23 protein-coding genes and 1 tRNA gene are annotated in these 23657 nt (G+C 66.0%); 13 read left to right on the forward strand and 11 right to left on the reverse strand.

The window, feature by feature from the left end; all coding sequences use genetic code 11:
* From AC07Y4_RS23170 to AC07Y4_RS23190, 5 genes are all read right to left on the reverse strand, one after another.
* A partial coding sequence (locus AC07Y4_RS23170; protein ID WP_495275183.1) for a YbfB/YjiJ family MFS transporter occupies window positions 1–455 on the reverse strand: 455 nt, incomplete at its 3' end.
* Window positions 456–475: 20 nt separating this feature from the next.
* On the reverse strand, window positions 476–2116 hold the full coding sequence (locus AC07Y4_RS23175) for an ABC transporter ATP-binding protein (RefSeq protein ID WP_447744323.1): 1641 nt from the start codon (window positions 2114–2116) through the stop codon (window positions 476–478).
* Window positions 2116–3159, reverse strand: a complete 1044-nt coding sequence (locus AC07Y4_RS23180) for an ABC transporter permease (RefSeq protein WP_495275184.1) — start codon at window positions 3157–3159, stop codon at window positions 2116–2118. Before AC07Y4_RS23180 ends, AC07Y4_RS23175 begins: the two co-directional genes overlap by 1 nt.
* On the reverse strand, window positions 3152–4165 hold the full coding sequence (locus tag AC07Y4_RS23185) for a microcin C ABC transporter permease YejB (protein ID WP_062479827.1): 1014 nt from the start codon (window positions 4163–4165) through the stop codon (window positions 3152–3154). Before AC07Y4_RS23185 ends, AC07Y4_RS23180 begins: the two co-directional genes overlap by 8 nt.
* 16 nt (window positions 4166–4181) lie before the next feature.
* Entirely contained in the window at window positions 4182–6014 is a 1833-nt protein-coding gene (locus tag AC07Y4_RS23190) for an extracellular solute-binding protein (RefSeq protein ID WP_487846886.1), read from the reverse strand.
* Between the two features lie 37 nt (window positions 6015–6051).
* On the opposite strand from AC07Y4_RS23190, the gene fabI reads away from it, so the two are divergent.
* Entirely contained in the window at window positions 6052–6834 is a 783-nt protein-coding gene (fabI, locus tag AC07Y4_RS23195) for an enoyl-ACP reductase FabI (protein ID WP_095745393.1), read from the forward strand.
* A gap of 31 nt (window positions 6835–6865) precedes the next feature.
* The gene (locus AC07Y4_RS23200) at window positions 6866–7714 is read left to right on the forward strand and encodes a DNA ligase (RefSeq protein WP_062479832.1); all 849 of its coding nucleotides are present in this window, start codon (window positions 6866–6868) and stop codon (window positions 7712–7714) included.
* 45 nt (window positions 7715–7759) lie between these two features.
* Here the strand turns inward: AC07Y4_RS23200 and AC07Y4_RS23205 are convergent, their stop codons facing one another.
* On the reverse strand, window positions 7760–10057 hold the full coding sequence (locus AC07Y4_RS23205) for an arginine/lysine/ornithine decarboxylase (protein ID WP_139701637.1): 2298 nt from the start codon (window positions 10055–10057) through the stop codon (window positions 7760–7762).
* Window positions 10058–10273: 216 nt separating this feature from the next.
* Here AC07Y4_RS23205 and AC07Y4_RS23210 point away from each other — a divergent pair, with 216 nt between their 5' ends.
* The 4 genes from AC07Y4_RS23210 (at window position 10274) to AC07Y4_RS23225 (ending at window position 12872) form a co-directional block, all read left to right on the forward strand.
* Complete coding sequence (locus tag AC07Y4_RS23210; RefSeq protein ID WP_139701638.1) at window positions 10274–10699, forward strand: NfeD family protein; 426 nt, start codon at window positions 10274–10276, stop codon at window positions 10697–10699.
* 49 nt (window positions 10700–10748) lie between these two features.
* Window positions 10749–11678 carry an SPFH domain-containing protein gene (locus AC07Y4_RS23215; RefSeq protein ID WP_093239542.1) on the forward strand — a complete coding sequence of 310 codons (930 nt, stop codon included), beginning with the start codon at window positions 10749–10751 and terminating at the stop codon, window positions 11676–11678.
* 36 nt (window positions 11679–11714) lie between these two features.
* Window positions 11715–11805, forward strand: a tRNA-Ser gene (locus AC07Y4_RS23220).
* A 113-nt stretch (window positions 11806–11918) separates the two neighbouring features.
* Window positions 11919–12872, forward strand: coding sequence for an AlbA family DNA-binding domain-containing protein (locus tag AC07Y4_RS23225; RefSeq protein WP_487846885.1), 954 nt, complete (start codon window positions 11919–11921; stop codon window positions 12870–12872).
* Here the strand turns inward: AC07Y4_RS23225 and AC07Y4_RS23230 are convergent.
* Window positions 12869–13717 carry a hypothetical protein gene (locus tag AC07Y4_RS23230; RefSeq protein ID WP_487846884.1) on the reverse strand — a complete coding sequence of 283 codons (849 nt, stop codon included), beginning with the start codon at window positions 13715–13717 and terminating at the stop codon, window positions 12869–12871. The two genes, AC07Y4_RS23225 and AC07Y4_RS23230, sit on opposite strands and share 4 nt — an antisense overlap.
* A 329-nt stretch (window positions 13718–14046) precedes the next feature.
* Here AC07Y4_RS23230 and AC07Y4_RS23235 point away from each other — a divergent pair, with 329 nt between their 5' ends.
* Together AC07Y4_RS23235 and AC07Y4_RS23240 are read left to right on the forward strand one after the other, a co-directional pair.
* Window positions 14047–14412, forward strand: coding sequence for a hypothetical protein (locus AC07Y4_RS23235; RefSeq protein ID WP_070060782.1), 366 nt, complete (start codon window positions 14047–14049; stop codon window positions 14410–14412).
* A gap of 103 nt (window positions 14413–14515) precedes the next feature.
* Window positions 14516–14905 (forward strand): response regulator, encoded by a 390-nt coding sequence (locus AC07Y4_RS23240; RefSeq protein WP_062470237.1) that lies wholly within the window; start codon window positions 14516–14518, stop codon window positions 14903–14905.
* 104 nt (window positions 14906–15009) lie between these two features.
* Here the strand turns inward: AC07Y4_RS23240 and AC07Y4_RS23245 are convergent, their stop codons facing one another.
* From AC07Y4_RS23245 to AC07Y4_RS23260, 4 genes are all read right to left on the reverse strand, one after another.
* Window positions 15010–16215: a branched-chain amino acid ABC transporter substrate-binding protein gene (locus AC07Y4_RS23245; protein ID WP_062470234.1), complete on the reverse strand. Its 1206-nt coding sequence runs from the start codon at window positions 16213–16215 to the stop codon at window positions 15010–15012.
* A 136-nt stretch (window positions 16216–16351) separates the two neighbouring features.
* A complete protein-coding gene (locus tag AC07Y4_RS23250) occupies window positions 16352–16792 on the reverse strand; it encodes a hypothetical protein (RefSeq protein WP_487846883.1) in 441 nt (146 codons plus the stop codon).
* Window positions 16792–17235: a DNA polymerase III subunit chi gene (locus AC07Y4_RS23255; RefSeq protein ID WP_095948627.1), complete on the reverse strand. Its 444-nt coding sequence runs from the start codon at window positions 17233–17235 to the stop codon at window positions 16792–16794. The genes AC07Y4_RS23250 and AC07Y4_RS23255 overlap by 1 nt, the downstream gene beginning before the upstream one ends.
* Window positions 17232–18791 carry a leucyl aminopeptidase gene (locus AC07Y4_RS23260; protein ID WP_487846882.1) on the reverse strand — a complete coding sequence of 520 codons (1560 nt, stop codon included), beginning with the start codon at window positions 18789–18791 and terminating at the stop codon, window positions 17232–17234. Before AC07Y4_RS23260 ends, AC07Y4_RS23255 begins: the two co-directional genes overlap by 4 nt.
* Before the next feature lie 21 nt (window positions 18792–18812).
* Between AC07Y4_RS23260 and lptF the strand changes: the two genes are divergently transcribed.
* The 5 genes from lptF to AC07Y4_RS23285 all read left to right on the forward strand — a co-directional run bounded on the left by lptF (window position 18813) and on the right by AC07Y4_RS23285 (window position 23653).
* Window positions 18813–19964, forward strand: coding sequence for an LPS export ABC transporter permease LptF (gene lptF / locus AC07Y4_RS23265; RefSeq protein ID WP_487846881.1), 1152 nt, complete (start codon window positions 18813–18815; stop codon window positions 19962–19964).
* The gene (gene lptG, locus AC07Y4_RS23270; RefSeq protein ID WP_070060785.1) at window positions 19961–21067 is read left to right on the forward strand and encodes an LPS export ABC transporter permease LptG; all 1107 of its coding nucleotides are present in this window, start codon (window positions 19961–19963) and stop codon (window positions 21065–21067) included. The genes lptF and lptG overlap by 4 nt, the downstream gene beginning before the upstream one ends.
* Window positions 21064–21435: a sirohydrochlorin chelatase gene (locus AC07Y4_RS23275; RefSeq protein WP_095745412.1), complete on the forward strand. Its 372-nt coding sequence runs from the start codon at window positions 21064–21066 to the stop codon at window positions 21433–21435. Before lptG ends, AC07Y4_RS23275 begins: the two co-directional genes overlap by 4 nt.
* A gap of 63 nt (window positions 21436–21498) precedes the next feature.
* Window positions 21499–22440, forward strand: a complete 942-nt coding sequence (locus AC07Y4_RS23280; protein WP_062470216.1) for a CysB family HTH-type transcriptional regulator — start codon at window positions 21499–21501, stop codon at window positions 22438–22440.
* 31 nt (window positions 22441–22471) lie between these two features.
* Window positions 22472–23653: a pyridoxal phosphate-dependent aminotransferase gene (locus AC07Y4_RS23285; protein ID WP_487846880.1), complete on the forward strand. Its 1182-nt coding sequence runs from the start codon at window positions 22472–22474 to the stop codon at window positions 23651–23653.
* Window positions 23654–23657 lie beyond the last annotated feature (4 nt).

Here is a 23657-nt window from a genome sequence, read left to right on the forward strand (position 1 = left end):
GTCATGGCGATCCCGATGCCCGGCCCGGTGTAGATCACGCCGGCCAGCGTGGGCGCGTTCGTCTCGGCCAGCCGGCGCAGCCCCCAGCCCGAGGCAAACACGAAAACCCAGGCGCTCATCACCCCGGCCGCCGCGCGCAACACGCCCCAGCCGACGAAGCTGTGCAGCAGCCCCATGCCGACCAGCAAGGCCGCCGTGGCCAGCAACCCGCCGCGCACCATGCTCGGCGCCTTGATGCCGATGGCCGCGCAGCTGACCGCGCCGAAGAAATAGCCCAGGTAATTAAGAGACGCCAGCAAACCGCCGCCGGCCAGCTCGAGCTTTCCCTCGCTCAGCATGATGGGCAGCATGGGCGTGAAGGCGAAGCGCCCCAGGCCCATGGCCACCGCCAGCGTGACCATGCAGGCCAGCGCCGCGCGCCAGGCACCGCGCCGGTCGTGTCCGATATTCGACATTTCTACCCGTCTCCGTTTTTTTATTCCAGCAGCGCCGCAGCCACCAGCTTCTGTGTGTAGGGATGCTCGGGGGCGTCGAGGACGCGCAGGGCCGGCCCGGATTCGAGGATCGCGCCGTCCTTCATCACGATGACCTGGTGCGCCATGGCGCGGATCACCTCGACGTCGTGCGTGATCAGGAGGTAGCTCAGCCCCCGCTCGCGCTGCAGCCGCTGCAGCAGGCCGAGCACCTGCTTCTGGATGGTCACGTCGAGCGCGCTGGTGGGCTCGTCGAGCACCAGCAGCCGCGGATCGACGATCAGCGCCCGGGCGATCGCCAGCCGCTGGCGTTGCCCGCCCGAGAACTCGTGCGGATAGCGGTCGAGCAGCGCGGGAAACTGCGCCTCGCCCAGCCCCACGTCGGCCAGCGCCGTGAGCGCGCGCGCCCGGCGGGCCGCGGCGTCGAGTTCGGGCGCATGCACGCGCAGCCCCTCGCCCACGATCTGCTCCACCGTCATGCGCGGCGAGAGCGACGAGAACGGGTCCTGGAACACCACCTGCATCGTGCGGCGCAGCGCGAGGTCGGAGGCGCGGTCCACCGCCCAGCCCTTCCCCGTCACCTGCAGTTCGCCCCGGTGCTTGAGCAGGCCGAGCGCGGCCAGCGCCAGTGTCGACTTGCCCGAGCCCGATTCACCGACCACGCCCAGCGTTTCGCCCGGTGCGATCCGGAAATCGGCGCCCTGCACGGCGACGAACTCGCCCTTGCGGAACCAGCCCGCGAAGCCGGGGCGCGACACCGGATAGCTCACGCGCAGCGCCCGGGCCTCCAGCACCGGCGGCGCCGCGCCATCGGCGGCGGCTTCGGCCACATCGCGCGCCGGATGGCTGTCGATCAGCTTGCGGGTGTAGGCATGCTGCGGCGCCTCGAACACCGTGCCCACCGGGCCGTGCTCGACGATGTGGCCGCGCTCCATCACCGCCACGCGGTCGGCAAAACGCCGCACCAGGTTCAGGTCGTGGGTGATGAGCAGCACGGCCATGCCGTACTTGCGCTGCAGCTCGGCCAGCAACTCGAGGATCTGCGCGCGCACCGTGACGTCGAGCGCCGTGGTCGGCTCGTCCGCCAGCAGCAGGCGCGGCTTGCAGGCCAGGGCCATCGCGATCATGGCGCGCTGGCGCTGCCCGCCCGAGAGCTGGTGCGGATACGACCTCGCCCGCCGCGCCGGTTCGGGAATGCCGGTGTCGGCCAGCAGCTGCACGGCGGCCTCCTGTGCGGCGCGGGCCGACAGCCCCTCGTGCAGCTCGAGCACCTCGGCGATCTGGTCGCCCACGGTGTACAGCGCATTGAGCGCGGTCATCGGCTCCTGGAAGATCATCGCGATCTCCTTGCCGCGGATGCCGCGCAGTTCACGCTCCGGAATCGACAGCAGGTCGCGCGCACCGCGCTGCGCCTGCGACCCCGACAGGGTCGCCACCCCGTCAAGGTCGGCGTTCTGCACCAGCCGCAGCAGCGAGAGCGCCGTGACGGTCTTGCCCGAGCCCGACTCGCCGACCAGCGCGAGCTTTTCGCCCGCCGCGATCTGCAGGTCGATGCCATGCACCACCGGCTTGCCGCCGAAGGCGACGCGCAGCCCCTTCACGTCGAGCAAGGGCTGGTTCTTCGTCGTGTCGCGTGTCGTCATCATTTGTCGGCCTTGCGGGGGTCGAGCGCATCGCGCAGCGCGTCGCCCATGAAGGTCAGCAGCATCAGCGTGACGACCAGCACGCAGAAGGTGGACAGCGAGATCCACCACGCATCGATGTTCCCCTTGCCCTGGCTCAGCAGTTCGCCGAGAGACGGCGTGCCGGGCGGAACACCCAGGCCAAGGAAGTCGAGCGAAGTCAGCGCGAGGATGGCCGCGCTCATGCGGAACGGCAAGAAGGTGACGACCGGCACCATGCTGTTGGGCAGGATGTGGCGCCACATGATCTGCAGGTTGCCCACGCCGAGAGCGCGCGCGGCGCGCACGTAGTCCATCTGGCGGTTGCGCAGGAACTCCGCGCGCACGTAGTCCGACAGCCCCATCCAGCCGAACAGGCTCAGCAGGATCAAGAGCAGCGACACGCTCGGCGTGAAGATCGCGCTGAAGATGATCAGCAGGTACAGCTCGGGCATCGCGCTCCAGATCTCGATCAGGCGCTGGAAGGTCAGGTCGATCTTGCCGCCGAAGAAGCCCTGCACGGCGCCGGTCGCGATGCCCAGCACCACCCCGACCACCGTGAGCGCCAGCGCGAACAGCACGCTCACGCGAAAGCCGTAGATCAGCTGGGCCAGCAGGTCGCGCCCGCGTTCGTCGGTGCCCAGCAGGTTCGCGTGCGAGGGCGCGGCGGGGTTCGGCGGCTTCGCGAAATAGTTGAGCGTGGCCGGGCCGTAGCGGTTGGGCGCATACAGCGCCCAGTTGTCGCCCTGCGTGATGCGCTGCTCGATGAAGGGGTCGAGGTAGTCGGCCGGCGTTTCGAAGTCGCCGCCGAAGGTCTTCTCGGAATAGTCGCGCAGCACGGGGAAGTAGGTCTGGCCTTCGTAGCGCACCACCAGCGGCTTGTCGGTGGAGAGCACGTCCGCGAACAGGCTCAGCACCACCAGCGCCGAGAAGACGACCAGGCTCCAGAACCCCAGCGGGTTGCGGCGGAAACGGCGCCAGGCACGGCGCCCGGGGCTCACGGACACGGCGGCGGCTTCAGTCAAACTTCACCCTCGGATCGACCCAGACGTAGCAAAGATCGGAGATGAGCTTGGTCACCAGCCCGATCAGCGTGAACAGATAGAGCGTGCCCAGGAACACCGGGTAGTCGCGCCGCAGCACGCTCTCGTAGCTCAGCAGACCCATGCCGTCGAGCGAGAACAGCGTCTCGATCAGCAGCGCACCCGAAAAGAAGGCGCCGATGAACGCCGTCGGAAAGCCCGTGATGATCGGGATCAGCGCATTGCGGAACACGTGCTTCCACAGCACCTGCCGCTCGGCCAGCCCCTTGGCGCGCGCCGTCAGCACGTACTGCTTGCGGATTTCCTCGAGGAAGGAGTTCTTGGTGAGCATCGCGGTGATCGCGAAGCTGCCCAGCACCATGGCGGTCACCGGCAAGGTGATGTGCCACAGGTAGTCGACGATGCGCGCACCCCAGCTCAGCGACTCCCAGTTCGGCGAGGTCAGCCCGCGCAGCGGGAACCACTGCAGCTGGCCGCCGAAGATCACCAGCAGCGCCACGCCCAGCACGAAGCCCGGGATGGCGTAGCCGACGAGCACCAACAGCGTCGTGAAGAAGTCGAAGCGCGAGCCCGCACGCACGGCCTTGGCCACGCCCAGCGGCACCGCGATGAGGTAGCTGATGAAGAAGGTCCACAGCCCCAGGCTGATCGACACCGGCAGCTTCTCCTTGATGAGCTGCCATACGTCCTTGCTCTGGAAGAAGCTCTTGCCCAGGTCGAAGCGGGCGAACTGCTTGAGCATCTGCCAGAAGCGCTCGGGGGCCGGCTTGTCGAAGCCGTAGAGCGCCTTGATCTCGGCCACCTGCTTGGCGTCGAGCGTGCGGCCGGTGGGGCCGCCCGAGATGCGGTTCTCCTTGTTGGTGAGTTGCGAGAGCAGCTGCTCGGCCGGACCGCCCGGCACGAACTGCACGATGGCGAAGTTGAGCAGCAGCACGCCGAACAGCGTGGGAACGATCAGCAGGAGGCGTCGGATCAGGTAGGCGGCCATGCGTGTTCTTGTTCTCTTACTTGGCGCTCGGCTCGATCCACCACATCGTCAGCATCGCCGACCCCGCCAGCAGGCGCTGCGGCAGTGGCGCGTCCGGGCGATGCAGCTTTCGCTTGTGGGCAATGAAATACTGCTTGCCGTAGTACATCGGGGTCATGTAGTGCTGGTGGAGCAAGTAGCGGTCCAGCAGCCGCGCGGCCGCCGCGAGCGAGGCGCGGTCGTGGCTGTTGACGATCACCTCGACGATCTCGTCGACCACCGGGTCGCTGATGCCGCTCAGGTTCTGGCTGCCCTTCTCGCTCGCCGATTTCGAGCCGAAGTCGTCATACAGCTCGTTGCCCGGGCTCGACGAGCCACCGACGAGGCTGATGGCCATGTCGAAATCGAAGTCGTCCAGCTTCTTCTTCAGCAGGCTCGGGTCGCGCAGGCGGTAGTCGAGCCGGATGCCCAGCTTGCCGAGGTTGCGCGCATACGGCGCAAGCACCACGCCCGAGCTGCGGTCGGCGATGTCGATGGTGATCACGAACGGCGTGCCGGCCTTGTCGCGCAGCGCGCCGTCGCGGTAGGTCCAGCCGGCCTCCTTGAGCAGCTCCTGCGCCTTCACGAGGTTGCGCCGCAGGCCTTCAGCGGTGTCGCCGCTGCTGTCGGGGCGCGGCAGCTCGCCCTTGGTGTTGTCCAGGTAGCGTTGCCGGGTCTTGAGCTTGTCGATCAGCGCCTGCTCCTCGGGGCTGACCTCGGGCTGGGCCATGAGGTCGTCGCTGTTCTGGAAGTAGCTCTGGGTGCGCCCGCGGCGGCCATAGAACAGGTGGGCGTTGAGCCAGTCGAAGTCGAAGGCCAGCGCCAGCGCCCTGCGCACGCGCATGTCGGCGAAGCGCGGCTGCCGCAGGTTGGGCGCCAGGCCCTGCATGCCGGTGAAGCGGCGATGCGCGATCTCTTCCTTGACCAGCTCGCCGGAGTCGAAGCGGCGGCCCTTGTAGCGGCGCACCCACGCGATGATCGAGCGCTCTTCCATCGCGTCGAGCGCGCCGGCCTTGAGCGACTCTTCCTCGCCGAGCGAGTCCTTGAAATACTGGTACGACACCGTATCGTAGTTGAACATCCCCTTGCGCACCGGCAGATTGGCGGCCCAGTAGTCCGGGCGCCGGCGGTACGAGATGAACTTGCCGAAATCGACCCTGTCCACCACGTACGGCCCGCTCGCGATCGGCGCCTCGGTCACGATCTGGTCGAAGGGCTTGCCCTTGCCCCAGGCGCTGGAGAACACCGGCAGCCCACCGATGATCATGTGCAGCTCGGCGTTCTGGCGCACGAAGTCGAAGCGGATGGTGCGCTCGCCCGTCACCACGGCCTCCTTGATGTCGGCCCAGTACGAGCGGAAGGTCGGCCCGGCCGCCTTGCTGCGCAGGGTATCGAAGGAGTACTTCACGTCCTTCGCCAGCACCGGCGAGCCGTCGGAAAACCGCGCCTTGGGGTTCAGCCGGAACGTGACGCTCAAGCGGTCGGGCGCGAGCTGGATGTCTTCGGCCAGCAGGCCGTACTGCGAGAAGGGCTCGTCCTCGCTCGGCGTGGTCAGCGAGTCGAAGAGCAGGCCGTACTCGGAGAACACGAAGCCGTTGGCGCTGTAGCCCATACCCACCGGGGGCACGCCGCGCAAGGTGAAGGGGTTGAGCTTGTCGAAGCTGCCGGCGGCCGACAGGGTCAGGTCGCCGCCCTTGGGCGCGTTGGGGTTCACGTAGTCGAAATGCGTGAACGACGCCGGGTACTTGGGCTCGTAACCCATGCCCAGCCCGTGCGCCGCCCACGAGGGCAGCGCCAGGAGCGCCAACATCCAGAGCAGCCAACCTCGCATGCGAGAATTCTGCCCAAGATTTTCACGAGGCAACTTCATGGGCTTTCTTTCCGGCAAGAAACTGTTGATCACCGGTGTGTTGAGCAATCGCTCCATTGCATATGGCATTGCCAAGGCCTGTCACGACCAGGGCGCGGAACTCGCCTTCAGTTATGTCGGCGAGCGATTCAAGGACCGTATCACCGAATATGCCGCAGACTTCGGCTCGAAACTGATTTTCGACTGCGACGTGGGCGACGATGCGCAGATCGACAAGCTCTTCACCGACCTCGCGCAGACCTGGCCCAAATTCGACGGCTTCGTGCACAGCATCGGCTTTGCCACGCGCGAATCGATCGCCGGCGACTTCCTGGAAGGCCTCTCGCGCGAAGGCTTCAAGATCGCGCACGACATCAGTGCGTACAGCTTCCCGGCCATGGCCAAGGCGGCCCTGCCCTACCTCAACGACAAGTCGGCCCTGCTCACGCTGACCTACCTGGGTGCCGAGCGCGCGCTGCCCAACTACAACACCATGGGCCTGGCCAAGGCCTCGCTCGAGGCGTCGGTGCGCTACACCGCCGCCTCGCTCGGCCCGAAGGGCATGCGCGTGAACGGCATCAGCGCCGGCCCCATCAAGACGCTCGCCGCCAGCGGCATCAAGAGCTTCAGCAAGATCCTCACGGCCGTGGCCGACGCCTCGCCGATCCGCCGCAACGTGACCATCGAGGAAGTCGGCAACGTGGCCGCCTTCCTGCTGAGCGACCTGGCCAGCGGCGTGACCGCCGAGATCACCTACGTGGACGGCGGCTTCAGCAACGTGGTCGGAGGCATGGCGGAGTAATTTCCCCTCTCGGCTCCCAGCGCCTGCCACCGTGTTGAATCGACGCTCCCTCCTCCTGCTTGCGGGACTGGGCGCAGCCCTCTCGGGTCGCGCCGCGTTCGCGCGCGCCGCCGCGCCCGCCCTGATGCTGGCCGAGGTGTATCGCCCCGGCATGTCGCTCGCGGGCTACTGGGTCAGCGAGAAGTTCGACGGCGTGCGCGGCTACTGGGACGGCCAGAAGCTCTGGACCCGTGGCGGCGAGCCCGTCATGGCACCGGCCTGGTTCACCGCCTCGCTGCCCAAGCAGCCGCTCGACGGCGAACTGTGGGCCGGGCGTGGCCGCTTCAACCACACGATGTCCACCGTGCGCAGCCAGACGCCCAGCGACACCGCCTGGCACGAGATCCGTTTCATGGTGTTCGATCTGCCGGCCCAGGGCGGGGACTTCAACACCCGCCTCGCGGCGCTGCGCAAGCTGCTGCCGATCACCGACGCGCCCTGGGTGGTGGCCGTGCCGCAACAGCCGGCGACCACGCACGAGGACCTGCAGGCGCTGCTCGACAAGACCGTGAAGATGGGCGGCGAAGGCCTGATGCTGCACCGGGGCGCATCGATGTACCGCGGCGAGCGCAACAACGACCTGCTCAAGGTCAAGCCCTTCGAAGACGCCGAGGCCCGCGTGGTCGCGCACCTGCCCGGCAAGGGCAAGCACCACGGCCGGCTCGGCGCGTTGATGGTCGAGATGCCCGACGGCCAGCGCTTCCGGCTCGGCACCGGCCTGACCGACGCCGAGCGCGACCAGCCGCCGCCGATCGGCAGCCTGGTGACCTACCGCTACAACGGCACGCACCCGAGCGGGTTGCCGAAATTCGCCCGCTTCATGCGCGTGCGCGAAGGCTAGCCCCGCCTTCGCAGACCGTGCCCCTCACCGGGGCACGCTCCTCTCTCAGCTTGCCTTGCGCACGCAGTCCGCGTAGTACCGCTTCTTGCCGGTCTCGTCGATGCGCGCCACCAGGCCGTGGATGTCGGTCTCGAAACCCGGGCACTGCAGGTTGAACTCGCGCGAGAACTTCAGGTAGTCGACGATCTTCTTGTTGAAAACTTCGCCCGGAATCAGCAGCGGAATGCCCGGCGGGTACGGCGTGATCAGGCTGGTGGTGATGCGGCCTTCGAGCTCGTCGATCTCCACGCGCTCGGTCTTGCGGTGCGCGATGTGGGCGAAGGCGTCGCTGGGCTTCATGGCCGGCGTGAGGTCGCTCAGGTACATCTCGGTCGTGAGACGAGCCACGTCGTAGCGCGCGTACAGCTGGTGGATGTGCTGGCACAGGTCGCGCAGGCCCAGGCGTTCGTAGCCCGGGTGCTGCTGGCAGAACTCGGGCAGGATGCGCCACATCGGCTGGTTGCGCGCGTAGTCGTCCTTGAACTGCTGCAGCGCCGTGAGCAGCGTGTTCCAGCGGCCCTTGGTGATGCCGATGGTGAACATGATGAAGAAGCTATAGAGGCCCGTCTTCTCCACGATCACGCCGTGCTCGGCCAGGAACTTGGTCACCACGCTGGCGGGAATGCCGGTCTCGGCAAAGTTGCCTTCCAGGTCCAGGCCCGGCGTCACGATGGTCGACTTGATCGGATCGAGCATGTTGAAGCCGTCGGCCAGTTCGCCGAAGCCGTGCCAGTTGCGCGGCGACTTCTTGCTCTTGGGCTTGCCGTTCTTCTCGCCGTGCATGATCCAGTCTTCGGCACGGCCGATGCCTTCGTCGACGAGCTTCTCGGGCCCCCAGACCTTGAACCACCACTCGTCCTTGCCGAACTCTTCCTCGACCTTGCGCATGGCGCGGCGGAAGTCGAGCGCTTCCAGGATGCTCTCTTCCACCAGCGCGGTGCCGCCGGGCGGCTCCATCATGGCGGCGGCCACGTCGCAGCTCGCGATGATCGCGTACTGCGGGCTGGTCGACGAGTGCATCAGGTAGGCCTCGTTGAAGAGATCGCGGTCCAGCGCACGGTTTTGCGAGTCCTGCACCAGCACGTGGCTCGCCTGGCTGATGCCGGCCAGCAGCTTGTGCGTGGACTGCGTGGCGAACACCAGCGACTCCTTCGGGCGCACGCGGCGCTTGCCCATCGCGTGGTAGGCGCCGTAAAACGGGTGGAAGGCGGCGTGCGGCAGCCAGGCTTCGTCGAAGTGCAGCGTGTCGACGTAGCCGTCGAGCATGTTCTTGATGGTCTCGGTGTTGTAGATCACGCCGTCGTAGGTCGACTGCGTGAGCGTCATCACGCGCGGCTTGACCTTGTTCGGGTCCACGTCGGCCAGCAGCGGGTTGGCCTTGATCTTGGCCTTGATGGCGCTCTGCTCGAACTCGCTCTTCGGAATGGGGCCGATGATGCCGAAGTGGTTGCGCGTGGGCTTCATGAACACCGGAATCGCGCCGGTCATGATGATCGCGTGCAGGATCGACTTGTGGCAGTTGCGGTCGACCACCACCACGTCGTCGGGCGCCACCGTGTGGTGCCACACCATCTTGTTGCTGGTGCTGGTGCCGTTGGTCACGAAGAAGCAGTGGTCGGCATTGAAGATGCGCGCCGCATTGCGCTCGCTGGCCGCCACCGGGCCGGTGTGGTCGAGCAGTTGGCCCAGTTCTTCCACCGCGTTGCAGACGTCGGCGCGCAGCATGTTCTCGCCGAAGAACTGGTGGAACATCTGGCCCACCGGGCTCTTCAGGAACGCCACGCCGCCCGAGTGGCCCGGGCAGTGCCACGAGTACGAGCCATCTTCGGCGTAGTCGATCAGCGCCTTGAAGAACGGCGGCTGCACGCCTTCCAGGTAGCTCTTGGCCTCGCGGATGATGTGGCGCGCCACGAATTCGGGGGTGTCCTCGAACATGTGGATGAAGCCGTGCAGCTCGCGCAGGATGTCGTTCGGGATGTGGCGCGAGGTCTTGGTCTCGCCGTAGATGTAGATCGGCACGTCGGCGTTCTTGCGACGCACCTCGCCGATGAAGCTGCGCAGGCTCAGCACGGCCGGGTCGAGGTCGGGGCCGACCGAGAACTCTTCGTCGTCGATCGACAGGATGAAGGCGCTGGCGCGGCTTTGCTGCTGCGCGAACTGGCTCAGGTCGCCGTAGCTCGTGACGCCCAGCACCTCGAAGCCCTCACTTTCGAAGGCCTGCGCGAGCGCGCGGATGCCGAGGCCCGAAGTGTTTTCGGAGCGGAAGTCCTCGTCGATGATGACGATGGGAAAGCGAAATTTCATGAGCGGGGCTCCGGACAGGCAGTCAGACAGGCAATGAGCGAGGCGCGAAGTGTACGGAATTCGGATGACGGATTGCGTCGGGCGCCTGCAAGCCCCGCAGGGCACGCCGGCCCGAGCAGCCCCAGCGGGCGCCATATCCCTACGCGACACAGGCGCATGGCGCGCCATGCCGCAGAATGGCGAAGGTCCAAGTAACAAAAGAAGAGAGGAGTTGCCATGGGAAATCCCACCTTCTGGTGGTTGATCGCAGGCGCGGCCATCGTGGCCGAGTTGTTGTCCGGCACGGTGTACCTGCTGCTGCTGGCCGCCGGCTTCGCCGCCGCAGCCATCGCCGCGCACCTGGGCTTCAGCCTCGTCACGCAGCTGCTGGTGGCCGCCGTGGTCGGCGTGGGCGCGGTCGTGACCTGGTACCTGATCCGCCGCAACCGCCCTGCCGAGCCCTCCAGCGAGGCCAACCGCGACCTCAACCTGGACATCGGCGAGAGCGTGTACGTCGATGCCTGGAACCTCGACGGCACCGCCACCGTGCGCTACCGCGGCTCGCAATGGACCGTCGTGCTGCGCGCGGGCCATGCGCCCTCCACCGGCGAACATCGCGTGGTCGAGGTGGTCGGCAGTCGCCTCGTGGTCGACAAGATCTAGCAGTTCAATCGGTCAGTCAGAAAAACGCATTCGAAAAGGAAGCAACACCATGGAATTTTCAGTTCCTCTCATCATCCTGGTCATCGCGATCATCTTCATCAGCCAGTCGGTCAAGTTCGTGCCGCAGCAGAACGCATGGGTGCGCGAGCGCCTGGGCAAGTACCACGGCACCATGACGCCCGGCCCGAACTTCCTGATCCCGTTCATCGACCGCGTGGCCTACAAGCACAGCCTGAAGGAAATCCCGCTCGACGTGCCCAGCCAGATCTGCATCACGCGCGACAACACGCAGCTGCAGGTCGACGGCATCCTGTACTTCCAGGTGACCGACCCGATGCGCGCCAGCTACGGCTCCTCGAACTACATCGTGGCCGTGACCCAGCTCGCACAGACCTCGCTGCGCAGCGTGATCGGCAAGCTCGAGCTCGACAAGACCTTCGAAGAGCGCGACGTCATCAACGCCCAGGTGGTGGCCGCGATCGACGAGGCCGCGCTCAACTGGGGCGTGAAGGTGCTGCGCTACGAAATCAAGGACCTGACGCCGCCCAAGGAAATCCTCTTGGCCATGCAGGCGCAGATCACCGCCGAACGCGGCAAGCGCGCGCTCATCGCCGCCTCGGAAGGCCGTCGCCAGGAACAGATCAACATCGCCACCGGCGAACGCGAAGCCTTCATTGCGCGTTCCGAGGGCGAGAAGCAGGCGCAGATCAACAACGCGCAAGGTGAAGCCGCTGCCATCACGGCCGTGGCCACTGCCACGGCAGACGCCATCGAGCGCGTGGCCGCCGCCATCCGCCAGCCGGGCGGCGAACAGGCCGTGCAGCTGAAGGTGGCCGAGCGCGCCGTCGATGCCTACGGCAAGGTGGCCGCCGACTCCAAGACCACGCTCATCGTGCCGAGCAACATGACCGAGACGGCCGCGCTGATCTCGTCGGCCATGCGCATGATCCAAACCGGTAAAAGCTCTGGCCCGACCTGAAAACGGCTGAAAACCCGCGCTACAATCGTGGGCTCAGGAGCGGTGGATGAGCGGTTTAAGTCGCACGCCTGGAAAGCGTGTGAGGGTTAATAGCCCTCCGCGGGTTCGAATCCCGCCTGCTCCGCCAGAGAAGTAATGAATACGGGGCCTTGCGCCCCGTTTTTCTTTTCTACCCATCAATAAGCCCCACATCGTTGGCAAGCAACCAGGGGTGCTGAGGGTTCTTGTTCGGGAGGCACCTTGAACGCAGCAGATATTCAGCGTCTGATCGATGACCACACGCAAGAATCGCTCTACCTTGAGTTCAAGCGCGGCGATGCGCTTGGCCGTCAGAACAATCAACGCGCCGAACTCGTCAAGGACGTGACTGGGTTCGCAAATGCTGACGGCGGACGAATCATTTACGGCATTGCCGAAAGTCGCCCTGTAGATGGCATCGCGGCCGCTGAAGGTCTGGCGCCTGTGATCGACGGAACCATCACCCGTGAGTGGCTTAGCTCCACGATTCACGACCACGCTAGCCCGCGTTTCCACGACTTCGACATCGAAGAGATTGCTGTGCCAGGTGGCCGGGTATTTGTCATAGACATCAAGGCCGCGGGTACAGCGCATCAGACCTTGGTCGGCGATCTGCGCTACTACCAGCGCGTTGGAGTCACCACCAGACCGCTCGAAGACTTCCGCATTCGCGACTTGATGTCGCGTGACACACGCCCCGTTGCTGAAGTAGTTGTTCGCACGCAGAACCACGGGATTGCGGCGGATCTTCATCGGTACAGTCTCCGAGTCTCAATCACGAACGTCGGTAACGTCACGATGGAGAAATGGTGGCTGAACGTCGATGTGCCGGCCTCTGTTTTTCGTGATTCGCGGTATGCCGGACAGAATCTCGCCCAGCTTCACCCCTTGTATCGCCAGATGGTGCAAATGGTGAACCTCCGCGAAGGAGGAGAGTTCGTTCGGCTTTCCTTTGGCGACCCCTTAAGCAACGGAGCTCGCTTCATCCTCCACCCTGGACAATCCCAGAAGTACGACCCTGAGCCTGGGCACTTTCCCGAGTTCATTTTGGAAGTCGATCACGACAATTTTCAAGTGCTGAATGGCGAGCAACGCGCGCTCACCTGGACGCTGTACTTGAACAATGCTCAGCCCGTCACAAGCGCGGTGCCCTTCGCCGATTGGTGTCGCTTCTAGCGCCCTTCAGGAGCCGCCGGATACAGGTCGCCCAGGCTCGAGAACCTCGCCTCGTCCTTCGTGAGCTCGCACAGCAGCAGCCGGCCGCCGATGGCATTAGCCGCTGCAATGTCCTTCGTTCGCTCCATCTGGATGGTCGCGATGGCACGCATCAGCTCTGGCGTGGATGGATCAAACCCATCGTCCCAATCCTCTGACCAGGGCGAAAGCGAAGCGTCACACTCGGCCAGTTCGTAGGACGAGACTCTTTCAGTGTTGCGAGAGGTGCTGAACACCACCGTTGCCATGCGCCCGCGGCTCGGCGAATAGCCCACCATCACCAGATTTTGGTCGGCCACGTTGAAGTGGTCGTCTTGGTCGATTCGCCTGTTCGGGAAGTGCTGCTCGGCGTTGGCCCTGAGGTGATCGATTGACCAGGTCATGGTCGCCGGCAACAGCTTCTCGATGGTCTCGAAGTCAGCCGGCCACGCAAGCATCGCCTGCGCAAACGCTACGCTGAGAACGAAACTCATGCCCCGCCCCGCAAGGACGATATTGCTGTGGGGTAGTAGGACCATCTTGCTGATCTCACCTTCAGCCCCGGTGCTGCCGTTCATAGCGTTCGTGTCGACCGTGATCAATGCGCGCTCAGGCGTCTGGGAGACATTGACGAGGCTCATTTCTTTCCCTTTAGGCTGAAGGTGCCGATGATGGCTGCGCTGCTGTGCAGCTTCTCCGACACCACCGAGCGCAACGAACTCGACAAGAAGCGCGAAGAAGCCCGCGAGGCGGCCGAGGCGGCCACGCTCGCCGTCGACGCCCTTCACGAGCAGCGTCGCATGCTGTTCGCGCGCCATCGCGATCACGCTCGCCAGGATGTGGCGGGCATCCCGGCGTGGCGCATGAAGGTGGCCAGTGCGAGGCCGGTGCGTTCGACCTGGTCGATCACGAGTGCGTGTCTGATCATGGCGAGCCTTGGAGGGGGAAGAGGATGTTCTGCATCTTCCCGGGGGCGGCAAAAATCCCCCATCGGCCCAGTCCGAAACTCGCGGCCGATTCCGTAGGACTTCGGCTGAACCCTGTTGCCCCGCAGCAACCGTTGCCAATCCTGAGCAAGGCCGCATCTGGCGGTACGATGCGCGGAATCGAATCGACCGACATTCCACCCCACTTCGCCTGCCGCAAAGGAGCCTCGATGGCCGGACCTTCCCCCACCTTGACGCGCGGCACCACCTCGCTGGACAAGACCCTGAAAAAGAGCGAACAGGTGGCCGCCGATGTGCAGCGCGCCTCGGACAACCTCGCCGTCGTGAGCACCGTGCTGGAGCAGGAACTGCCGGACGAGGTCCAGGTCGGCGAGGTGGCGCAGGCCATCGAGCACACCAGCCAGCTCGAGGAAAAACTCGCCCAGTCGGCCGAGAAACTGGCCGAAGTGAATGCGGCGCTGAGCGAGGAAATCGAGAAGCGCCTCGAAGTGACCGCCGAGCGCGACGAGAGCCAGGCGCTGGCCGAGCAGCTCAAGGCGCGCATCCGCACCCAGGCGACGTCGGACAAGCGCTGATCGCCGTTGTTTCCGCACGGTTTGCGTGCGTCGTTCTCCCTTCTCCTACGCGGAGACCGCTTGCGCCACGCTACGCTATTGGTTCACACATCAAAACCGCGGCATGGCCCTCATCACGTTCCTCGTCGAGGACAACAAGACCATCAGGGACAACCTGGTCCCGGCCCTCGAGGACCTCGTCAACGGCCATGTCGTCGGCTATGCCGAAACCGAATCGGGCGCCCTCGCCTGGCTCGCCGCCCACCCCGATGCCTGGCAGCTGCTCATCGTCGACCTGTTCCTCAAGGAAGGCTCCGGCCTGGGCGTGCTGTCGGGCTGCCGCGAGCGCGGCCCGCACCAGCGCGTCGTGGTGCTGAGCAACTACGTCACCCCCGACATCCGCACGCGCTGCCAGGCCCTGGGCGCCGACGCGGTGTTCGACAAGTCGCGCGACCTGGACGCCTTCATCGAGTACTGCAACGCGGACCGTCCCTCGGGCCTGGCCGCGCTCTGACGACAGGCCCGCGCCACGGCTGCGCGCACCCCTGAATGACAAAAGGGCCCGAGGGCCCTTTTGTCATGGAACGACCCGGTGAAGGGTCGTTGGCTGCAATGCGATCAGCGCACCACGGCGATCTGCGTGCGCACGCCACCCTTGTAGGTGAAGAGCGTCAGGGCGCCGTTCTTGATGTCGCCCTTTTCGTCGAAGGCGATCGGGCCGGTCACGCCCTTGTATTGCACCTTGCCGACTTCAGCCAGGTACTTTTCCGGGTCGGACGAGCCGGCCTTGGCCATGGCTTCGGCCAGCACGTTGACCGCGTCGTACACGTACGGTGCGTAGATCTGCACTTCGACGCCGTTCTTGGTCTTGAACTTGGCCTTGAAGTCTTCCAGCGGCTGCTTGAAGTCGCCGTCGACACCGCCGGCTTCGGCGCAGACCACCATGTCTTCACCGATGGCGTCGCCTGCCAGCTTCGGCAGTTCGCCGGTGCACAGGCCGTCGCCGCCCATGAACTTGACGTTCAGGCCGAGTTGCTTGACCTGCTTGAGCATCGGGCCGCCCACGGCGTCCATGCCGCCGAAGAACAGCACGTCGGGCTTGGCAGCCTTCAGCTTGGTCAGGATGGCGTTGAAGTCGGTCGACTTGTCGGTCGTGAACTCGTGGCCCACGATGGTCGCGCCTGCCGCCTTGGCAGCCTTTTCGAACTCTTCGGCAACGCCCTGGCCGTAGGCCGTGCGGTCGTCGATCACGGCGATGTTCTTGCCCTTGAGCGTTTCGACGGCGTACTTGCCGAGCGTGCCGCCCAGCTGCGTGTCGTCAGCCACCACGCGGAACGTGGTCTTGAAGCCCTGGCGGGTGTACTTGGGGTTGGTGGCCGACGGCGAGACCTGCGGAATGCCGGCGTCGCTGTACAGCTTGGAAGCGGGGATCGTGGTGCCCGAGTTCAGGTGACCGACGATGCCGTTGACCTTTTCATCGACCAGCTTCTGGGCGACGGCGGTGCCCTGCTTCGGGTCGCCAGCGTCATCTTCGGGAACCAGCACGAACTTGGCAACCTTGTCGCCGATCTTGAAGCCCTTTGCATTCAGGTCTTCGATGGCCATCTTGGCACCGAGCTCGTTGTCCTTGCCGAGGTGGGCAATGGGACCGCTGGTCGGGCCGACGTGGCCGATCTTGACGACCAGGGCATCAGCCGGAGGCGCAGCAGGGGCCGGAGCCGCAGCCGTGGGTGCCGGTGCCGCCGGAGCAGCAGCTTCTTCCTTCTTGCCGCAAGCCACGAGCGTGAGTGCAGCCAGTGCGACCGCAGTCCATTTCAATTGCATGAGAACCTCCAGAACTTGGATGAAAAGATATAAAAACCGGTCGTTCGATCCGGGCGTTCAGACCTCGCAAGTTTCGCGCCGCAGACCAGCGGCACCCTCACGCCATTCCGACCTGCGGCGCAGTTTAGCCGAGGATTTATGCGCCGGAAGTTGGCGTAGACCCTGTGTTTTCCCCTGTGTTTTCACAGAGTTCAGCGGCCATGGATTCGATGACGAGCGCGCGCAGCACGGCCTCGATTTCGCCGCGCAGACGCGGCACCATTTCGTCGAGCTGATGCTGAACGGCAGCTGACACGGCGTCGCTCAATCGCTCCTCCAGCGACAGGTCGACGCGCTGCAGCACGCGGTGCAGCAATTGCTCTTCGAGGCTGACGATTTCGGCCGGCGTGAGCGACACCGACGGCGGCAAGGCCACGGCGCTTGCGGGGTCGGGCGGCGGAGGCTGCGACACCGGTGCTCCAATACTTGGAACTAAAGGGCGCACCGCCTCGGCGACCGGCACGGGCTCGGCCGGAATCTCGAGCACGGTCGTCAGCGTCGGGACGAACCGGGGTGGCGTGCGCAGCGTGCTGGCCATCAGGAAGCGCTCCTTGCGAAATCGTGCGGCTGGATCGTGTAGCCCCGGTCGGCGTAGTGGCGCCAGCGGGTGCGGCCGACCTGCCGGTCGTTGGCCTCGTCGCTCACGATGTCGATCATGCGTTCGAAGCGCTCGAAGCCGGCCGGCACTTCGAGGCCCAGGTTGACCAGCATCTCGCGGTGCGGCAGCGAGGCCGCGTCCGAACCTTCGGCGCACAGGATGACGGGCGAGCGCGCCACCACATGGGCCGGCGCGTCGGCGCGGCAGTGCGCGACGAAGTCGACCGGCGACAGCTGCCAGAGCGCGGCATCGACCGTGTCGAGCGCGCGCGCATCGCCCACCACCACCACGCGCAGGCCGCGTGTGTTCACGGCCTTGCGAACCAGCCGGCAAGCGTAGGTGAGCTTGTCCGGCGCGTTGTAGTGAAAGCCGATGTCGGTCACTGCGCGGACCGGGCCTTTCGGGCCGGCTTGGCCGGGGCCTTGGGCGAAGCGGCCTTCTTTGCAGGCTTGGCGGCCTTCCCGGCCTTCGGCGCGGCGGCAGCGGCGTTGCTGCTGCCCGCGCGGTTCGTCAGGTACGAGACCAGCAGGCCGACGGGCCGGCCGGTCGAGCCCTTGGCCGCCCCGCTCTTCCAGGCCGTGCCTGCGATGTCCAGGTGCGCCCAGGCGTAGTCGGCCGTGAAGCGCTGCAGAAACTTGGCCGCGGTGATCGCGCCGCCGGCACGCCCGGCGATGTTGGCCACGTCGGCGAAGTTGCTCTTGAGGCCTTCGGCGTAGTCGTCGTCCAGCGGCAGGCGCCAGCAGCGGTCTTGCGAGGCCTCGCCGGCCGACTCGAGCGCGGAGGCCAGCGACTCGTCGCTGGCGAACAGGCCGCTGCGCACGCCGCCCAGAGCCACCACGCAGGCGCCTGTGAGCGTCGCGATGTCGATGACGGCAGCCGGGTCGAAGCGCTTGGCATACGTGAGCGCGTCGCACAGGATGAGACGGCCTTCGGCGTCGGTGTTCAGGATCTCGATGGTCTGCCCGCTCATGCTGGTGACCACGTCGCCGGGCTTGACGGCCTTGCCGTCGTTCATGTTCTCGCACGAAGGAATCAGGCCGACCACGTTGATCGCCGGCTGGATCGCGCCCAGCGCGCGGAAGGTGCCGAGCACGCTGGCGGCACCGCACATGTCGAACTTCATCTCGTCCATCTCGGCCGCGGGCTTGAGCGAGACGCCGCCGGTGTCGAAGGTGATGCCCTTGCCCACGAGCACCACGGGGGCCTCGTCTTTCGCGCCGCCCTGGTAGCGCAGCACGATGAAGCGCAGCGGCTCGGCCGAGCCCTGGGCCACGGCGGCGAACGCGCCCATGCCGAGCTTCTCGACCTCCTTCGGGCCCAGCACCTCGCACTTGATGCGCGGCAGCTTCGCCAGCCCCTTGGCGGCTTCGGCCAGCAGCGTGGGCGTGGCGTGGTTGGCGGGACGGTTGCCCCACTCCTTGGCCAACTCGATACCGGCGACCGTGGCGCGGGCGTCGTCGAAGGCCTTGGTGACGGCAGGGCTGGCGGCCTCGGACACGCCCAGCGTCAGGTGGCGGATGCTGCGCGGCTCGGCCTTCGACTTGGTCGTGGTGTAGACATAGCTGGCATCGGCCGCGGCCGTGACGGCGGCGGCCACCGCGGCGGCGTCGGCCGGCTGCGCGAAGACGATCACGACGCGCTTGGGGCCGTGGGCCTTGGCGGCGGCAACCGCCGCGCTCACGGCGCTGCGCACCGAAGCGGCCTTGCCGTCGCCGATGGCGGCCAGCAGCACGCGCGAGGGCACCACGGTCTCGGGGCGGTACAGCGCGAGCAGCTTGCCGGCCTTGTCGGGCAGGTCGCCGGCCTTGCGGGCGCTGGCGGCGAGCACGGAAACGGGGTCTTTGGCGGTGGGGAGAGCGCTGCCGACGAGCACGATGAGGAGGTCGGATTTCTCGGCGGCGGCCTGGGCGACGGTGAGGGTCTTGAGTTGAAAGTCCATAATCCTTTTTTTCCTCGAACGATGTTATTCCATTCTTCCCTACGCAAGGAGCTGTCGCGCAGCTTCGGAGCGACCCTCGTCGTCCTGGTCACCATCGTGATGACCATGATGCTCATCCGTACGCTCGGGCTGGCGTCCAAGGGCAGCGTGAACCCGCAGGAGGTCTTCCTCGTGATGGCGTACACGGTGCTCGGCTACATGCCGACCATCCTGAGCCTGAGCCTGTTCATCGCCATCGTCGGCACGCTCTCGCGCATGTACCGCGACAGCGAAATGGTGATCTGGTTCTCCAGCGGGCGCGGCCTGGCCGATTTCGTCCAGCCGCTGTTCCGCTTCGCCTGGCCTGTGCTGCTGCTCATCGCAGCCATGGCGCTGGTGGGCTGGCCCTGGGCCAACTCGCAGACCATCGGCATGCGCCAGCAGTACGAGCAGCGCAGCGACATCGAGCGCGTCACGCCGGGTGAGTTCCGCGAGTCCTCGGGCCGGCTGCGCGTGTTCTTCATCGACAAGGACACGCCCGACGGCGCCACCGCCACCAACGTGTTCATCTGGGCCGTCGAGCGTGGGCTGCAGATCACCACGTCGGCGCGCAGCGGCCGCATCGAGGACATCGACAACCACCGCTTCCTGCTGCTGAGCAACGGCCAGCGCCTGGAGCGCCCGCTGTTCACGGAATCGGGCCTGAAGATCAGCGAGTTCAAGACCTACGGCACGCGTGCTGGCGGCAGCTCGAACGCCACCGGCGACAGCACGCCCACGCGCGCGCGCTCCACGCTCTCGCTGCTGCGCGACCGCAGCGATGCCAGCCTGGGCGAGCTGGGCTGGCGCTTCGGCATGCTCTTGGCCGCCATCAACTTCGTGCTGCTGGCGCTGACAGTGTCCAGCGTCAACCCGCGCGTGGGACGCAGCGGCAACCTGGTGTTCGCGCTGTTCGCCTTCGTCGTCTACTACAACCTGCTGAACCTGGGCCAGAGCTGGATCAGCTCGGGCCGCTACGGCATGGGCTCCTTCATGCTGCTGCTGCATGGCGGCGTCTTCCTCTTCGCCACGGCCTGGCTCACGCTGCGCAACAACAACTGGTCGGCCCGCCGACAGGCCCGCGCCCGCGCCAGCGCCGCCACGGCCGGCGCCCTGCCGGCCGTACCGCCTTCCCGGATCGACCCGACCTCGTGAAAACCATCCGCCGACTGATCTACGTCGAGGCACTGAAGGCCGTGGCCTTCGTGACGCTCGGCTTCCTGAGCCTGTTCTTCTTCTTCGACTTCGTCGACGAGCTGCAGTCCGTGGGCAAGCCCGAAAGCCTGGCCTACGGCCCGGTGCAGGCGCTGATCTACGTGCTGCTGCTGGTGCCCAGCCACCTGTACGAACTGCTGCCGATCACGGTGCTGATCGGCTGCATCTTCGTGATGGCGCGGCTGGCGCAAAGCTCCGAATACACCATCCTGCGCACCAGCGGCCTGGGCCCGTGGCGCGCGCTGCGCACGCTGCTGCTGCTGGGGCTGGGCTTCGTCGTGCTCACCTTTGCCATCGGCGACTACATCGCGCCGCTGTCGGGACGCACCGGCCAGCTGCTCAAGTCGCGCTACCAGGGCACCTATTCGCTCGTGGGCAACACCGGCGCCTGGCTGAAGGAAAAGCGCGGCGACACGTCGTATGCGGTCAACGTGCTGTCGATTTCTCGCGACGGCTCGCTGCAGAACACGCGCATCTTCGAGTTCGACGGCAACGGCTACGTGAGCAAGCAGCTCATGGCCAAGTCGGCCCGCATCCTCGACGACAAGTGGGTGCTGTCCGAAGTCGAGCAGCAGGACTACGAAACCCGCAGCGCCGACAAGGCCCGCATCACGACCACCCATGTCGAGAAGATGGACTGGCCCACCTCGCTCACGGCCGAAATGGTGTCGGTCGCGCTGCTGCGGCCCGACCGCATGAGCACCATCGACCTGTTCGACTACATCCGGCACCTGAACGCCAACGGCCAGACCGCGCAGCGCTACGAGATCGAGTTCTGGCGCAAGGTGTTCTATCCGCTGTCGTGCCTGGTGATGGTGGTGCTCGCCCTGCCCTTCGCCTACCTGCACTTCCGCCAGGCCGGCATCACGACCTACGTGTTCGGCGGCGTGATGATCGGCATCAGCTTCTTCCTGCTGAACAACGTGTTCGGCTACCTCGGCAACCTGAGCAACTGGTCGCCCTGGCTCACGGCGGCGGCGCCGGGGCTGATCTATTCGGTGCTGTCTCTCACAGCCTTCAGCTGGCTGGTCCTGAGGCGATGACCACGCAGGTGCCGGGCACTGTGCTGCTCGCGCACGGCTCGCGCGACGCGCGCTGGCGCGAGCCCATCGAGGCGGTGGCCGCCCGCATGCGCGAAGATGACCCCACGGTGCGCGTGAGCTGCGCCTACATGGAACTGGCAGCCCCCGACCTGCCAACCGCCGCCGCCGCCCTGATCGCCGATGGCGCCACCGCGGTGCATGTGGTGCCGCTGTTCCTGGGCATGGGCAAGCACGCCCGCGAAGACCTGCCGCTGCAGCTCGACGCCCTGCGCCTGCGCTGGCCCGACGTGGACTTCTCGCTGGCCCCGATCGTGGGCGAATCGCCCGAACTGGTCGCTTTGCTGGCCCGGATTGCCATCAAATCCTGAAGTCCCGGTCATTTTTATAGACTTCAAAGGCATAATGAATTCCGCAATCAGACGGAATTTGATATGAATCTGCACCAGTTCAAGTTTGTTCAGGAAGCCGTGCGGCGCAACCTGAACCTCACCGAGGCGGCCAAGGCGCTCCACACCTCGCAGCCCGGCGTCTCCAAGGCGATCATCGAACTCGAGGAAGAGCTCGGCGTCGAGATCTTCGCCCGCCACGGCAAGCGCCTGAAGCGCATCACCGAACCCGGCCAGCACGTCATCGCCAGCATCGAACTCATCATGCGCGAGGTGGGCAATCTCAAGCGCATCGGCGAACAGTTCAGTGCGCAGGACAGCGGCACCCTCTCCATCGCCACCACCCACACCCAGGCGCGCTATGTGCTGCCAGTGCCCGTGGCCAACCTGCGCGAGGCCTACCCGAAGGTCAACGTGAGCCTGCACCAGGGCTCGCCCGACCAGGTGGCGCGCATGGTGATCGACGAGATCGCCGAGATCGGCATCGCCACCGAATCGCTCGACGGCTATGCCGAGCTGGTCACGCTGCCCTGCTACGAGTGGCAGCACGTGCTGGTGCTGCCCAAGGACCATCCGCTGGCGGCCAAGGAACGCGTGTCGCTCGAAGACCTCGCGAGCGAGCCAATCATCACGTACCACCCGTCGTTCACCGGCCGCACGCGCATCGACCATGCGTTTGCGCAGAAGAAGCTCACGCCGCGCATCGCACTCGAAGCCATCGATTCCGACGTGATCAAGACCTACGTGCGCCTGGGCCTGGGCGTGGGCATCGTGGCCGAGATGGCGGTGCGCGACGAGTCGAACGCCGACCTCGTGGTGCGCCCGATGGGCCATGTGTTCGGCCAGAACATCGCGCGCGTCGCCTTCAAGCGCAGCGCCTACCTGCGCAACTTCGTCTTCAAGTTCGCCGAGCTGCTCTCCGACCGGCTCGACCGCAACCTGATCGCGAAGGCCCTGAGCGGCCATCAACAAGACTACGAACTCTGACCTTTCGCTTTTTCCCCCGCGACGACCGACCATGAGCACCGCCACCCCTTCGTCTTCTCCCCGTACGCCCGAGATCACCACCAAGCTGCCGGCTGTCGGCACCACCATCTTCACCGTGATGTCCACGCTCGCGGCCGAGAAGAATGCCGTGAACCTCGGCCAGGGCTTCCCCGATTTCCACTGCGATCCGAAGCTGCTCGAAGACGTGACCGCCGCCATGGCGGCCGGCCACAACCAGTACCCGCCGATGCCGGGCATCCCGTCGCTGCGCGATGCCATCGCCGCCAAGATCGAGGCGCTCTACGGCCGCCGCTACAGCGCCGCAACCGAGATCACGGTCACGGCCGGCGCCACGCAGGCCATCATCACGGCCATCCTGGCCATCGTGCGCCCCGGCGACGAAGTGATTGTGCTGGAGCCCTGCTACGACAGCTACGTGCCCAACATCGACCTCGCCGGCGGCAAGGTCGTGCGCGTGCCGCTCGTGCCCGGCACCTTCCGCCCCGATTTCGACAAGATCGCCGCCGCGCTCACGCCGAAGACGCGCGCGATCATCATCAACACGCCGCACAACCCGAGCGCCACGGTCTGGACCGAGGCGGAGATGCGCCAGCTCGAAGACCTGCTCGCGCCCACCGACGTGTTCGTGATCAGCGACGAGGTCTACGAGCACATGGTGTTCGACGACGCGCGCCATGAAAGCGTGGCGCGCTTCCCCGGCCTGGCGGCGCGCAGCTTCATCGTCAGCAGCTTCGGCAAGACCTACCACGTCACCGGCTGGAAGGTCGGCTTCGTGGCCGCGCCCGCGCCGCTGATGGCCGAGTTCCGCAAGGTGCACCAGTTCAACGTGTTCACGGTGAACACGCCGATGCAGCACGCGCTGGCGCAGTACATGGCGCGGCCCGAGCCCTACCTGGAACTGCCGGCCTTCTACCAGCGCAAGCGCGACCTGTTCGCGGCCGGCCTGGCCGAGAAGACCCGCTTCAAGCTGCTGCGCAGCGAAGGCAGCTACTTCCAGTGCGTGGACATCTCGGCCGTGAGCGATCTGTCGGAGGCCGACTTCTGCCTCTGGCTCACGCGCGAGATCGGCGTGGCGGCGATTCCGCTGTCGGCCTTCTACGGCGACGGCTTCGACCAGCGCGTGGTGCGCTTCTGCTTCGCCAAGAAGGACGAGACGCTGCTCGCCGCGCTCGACCGCCTCGCGAAGCTCTGACGCC

The sequence above is a fragment of the Variovorax sp. GW460-12-1-14-LB1 genome (genome assembly GCF_059423605.1).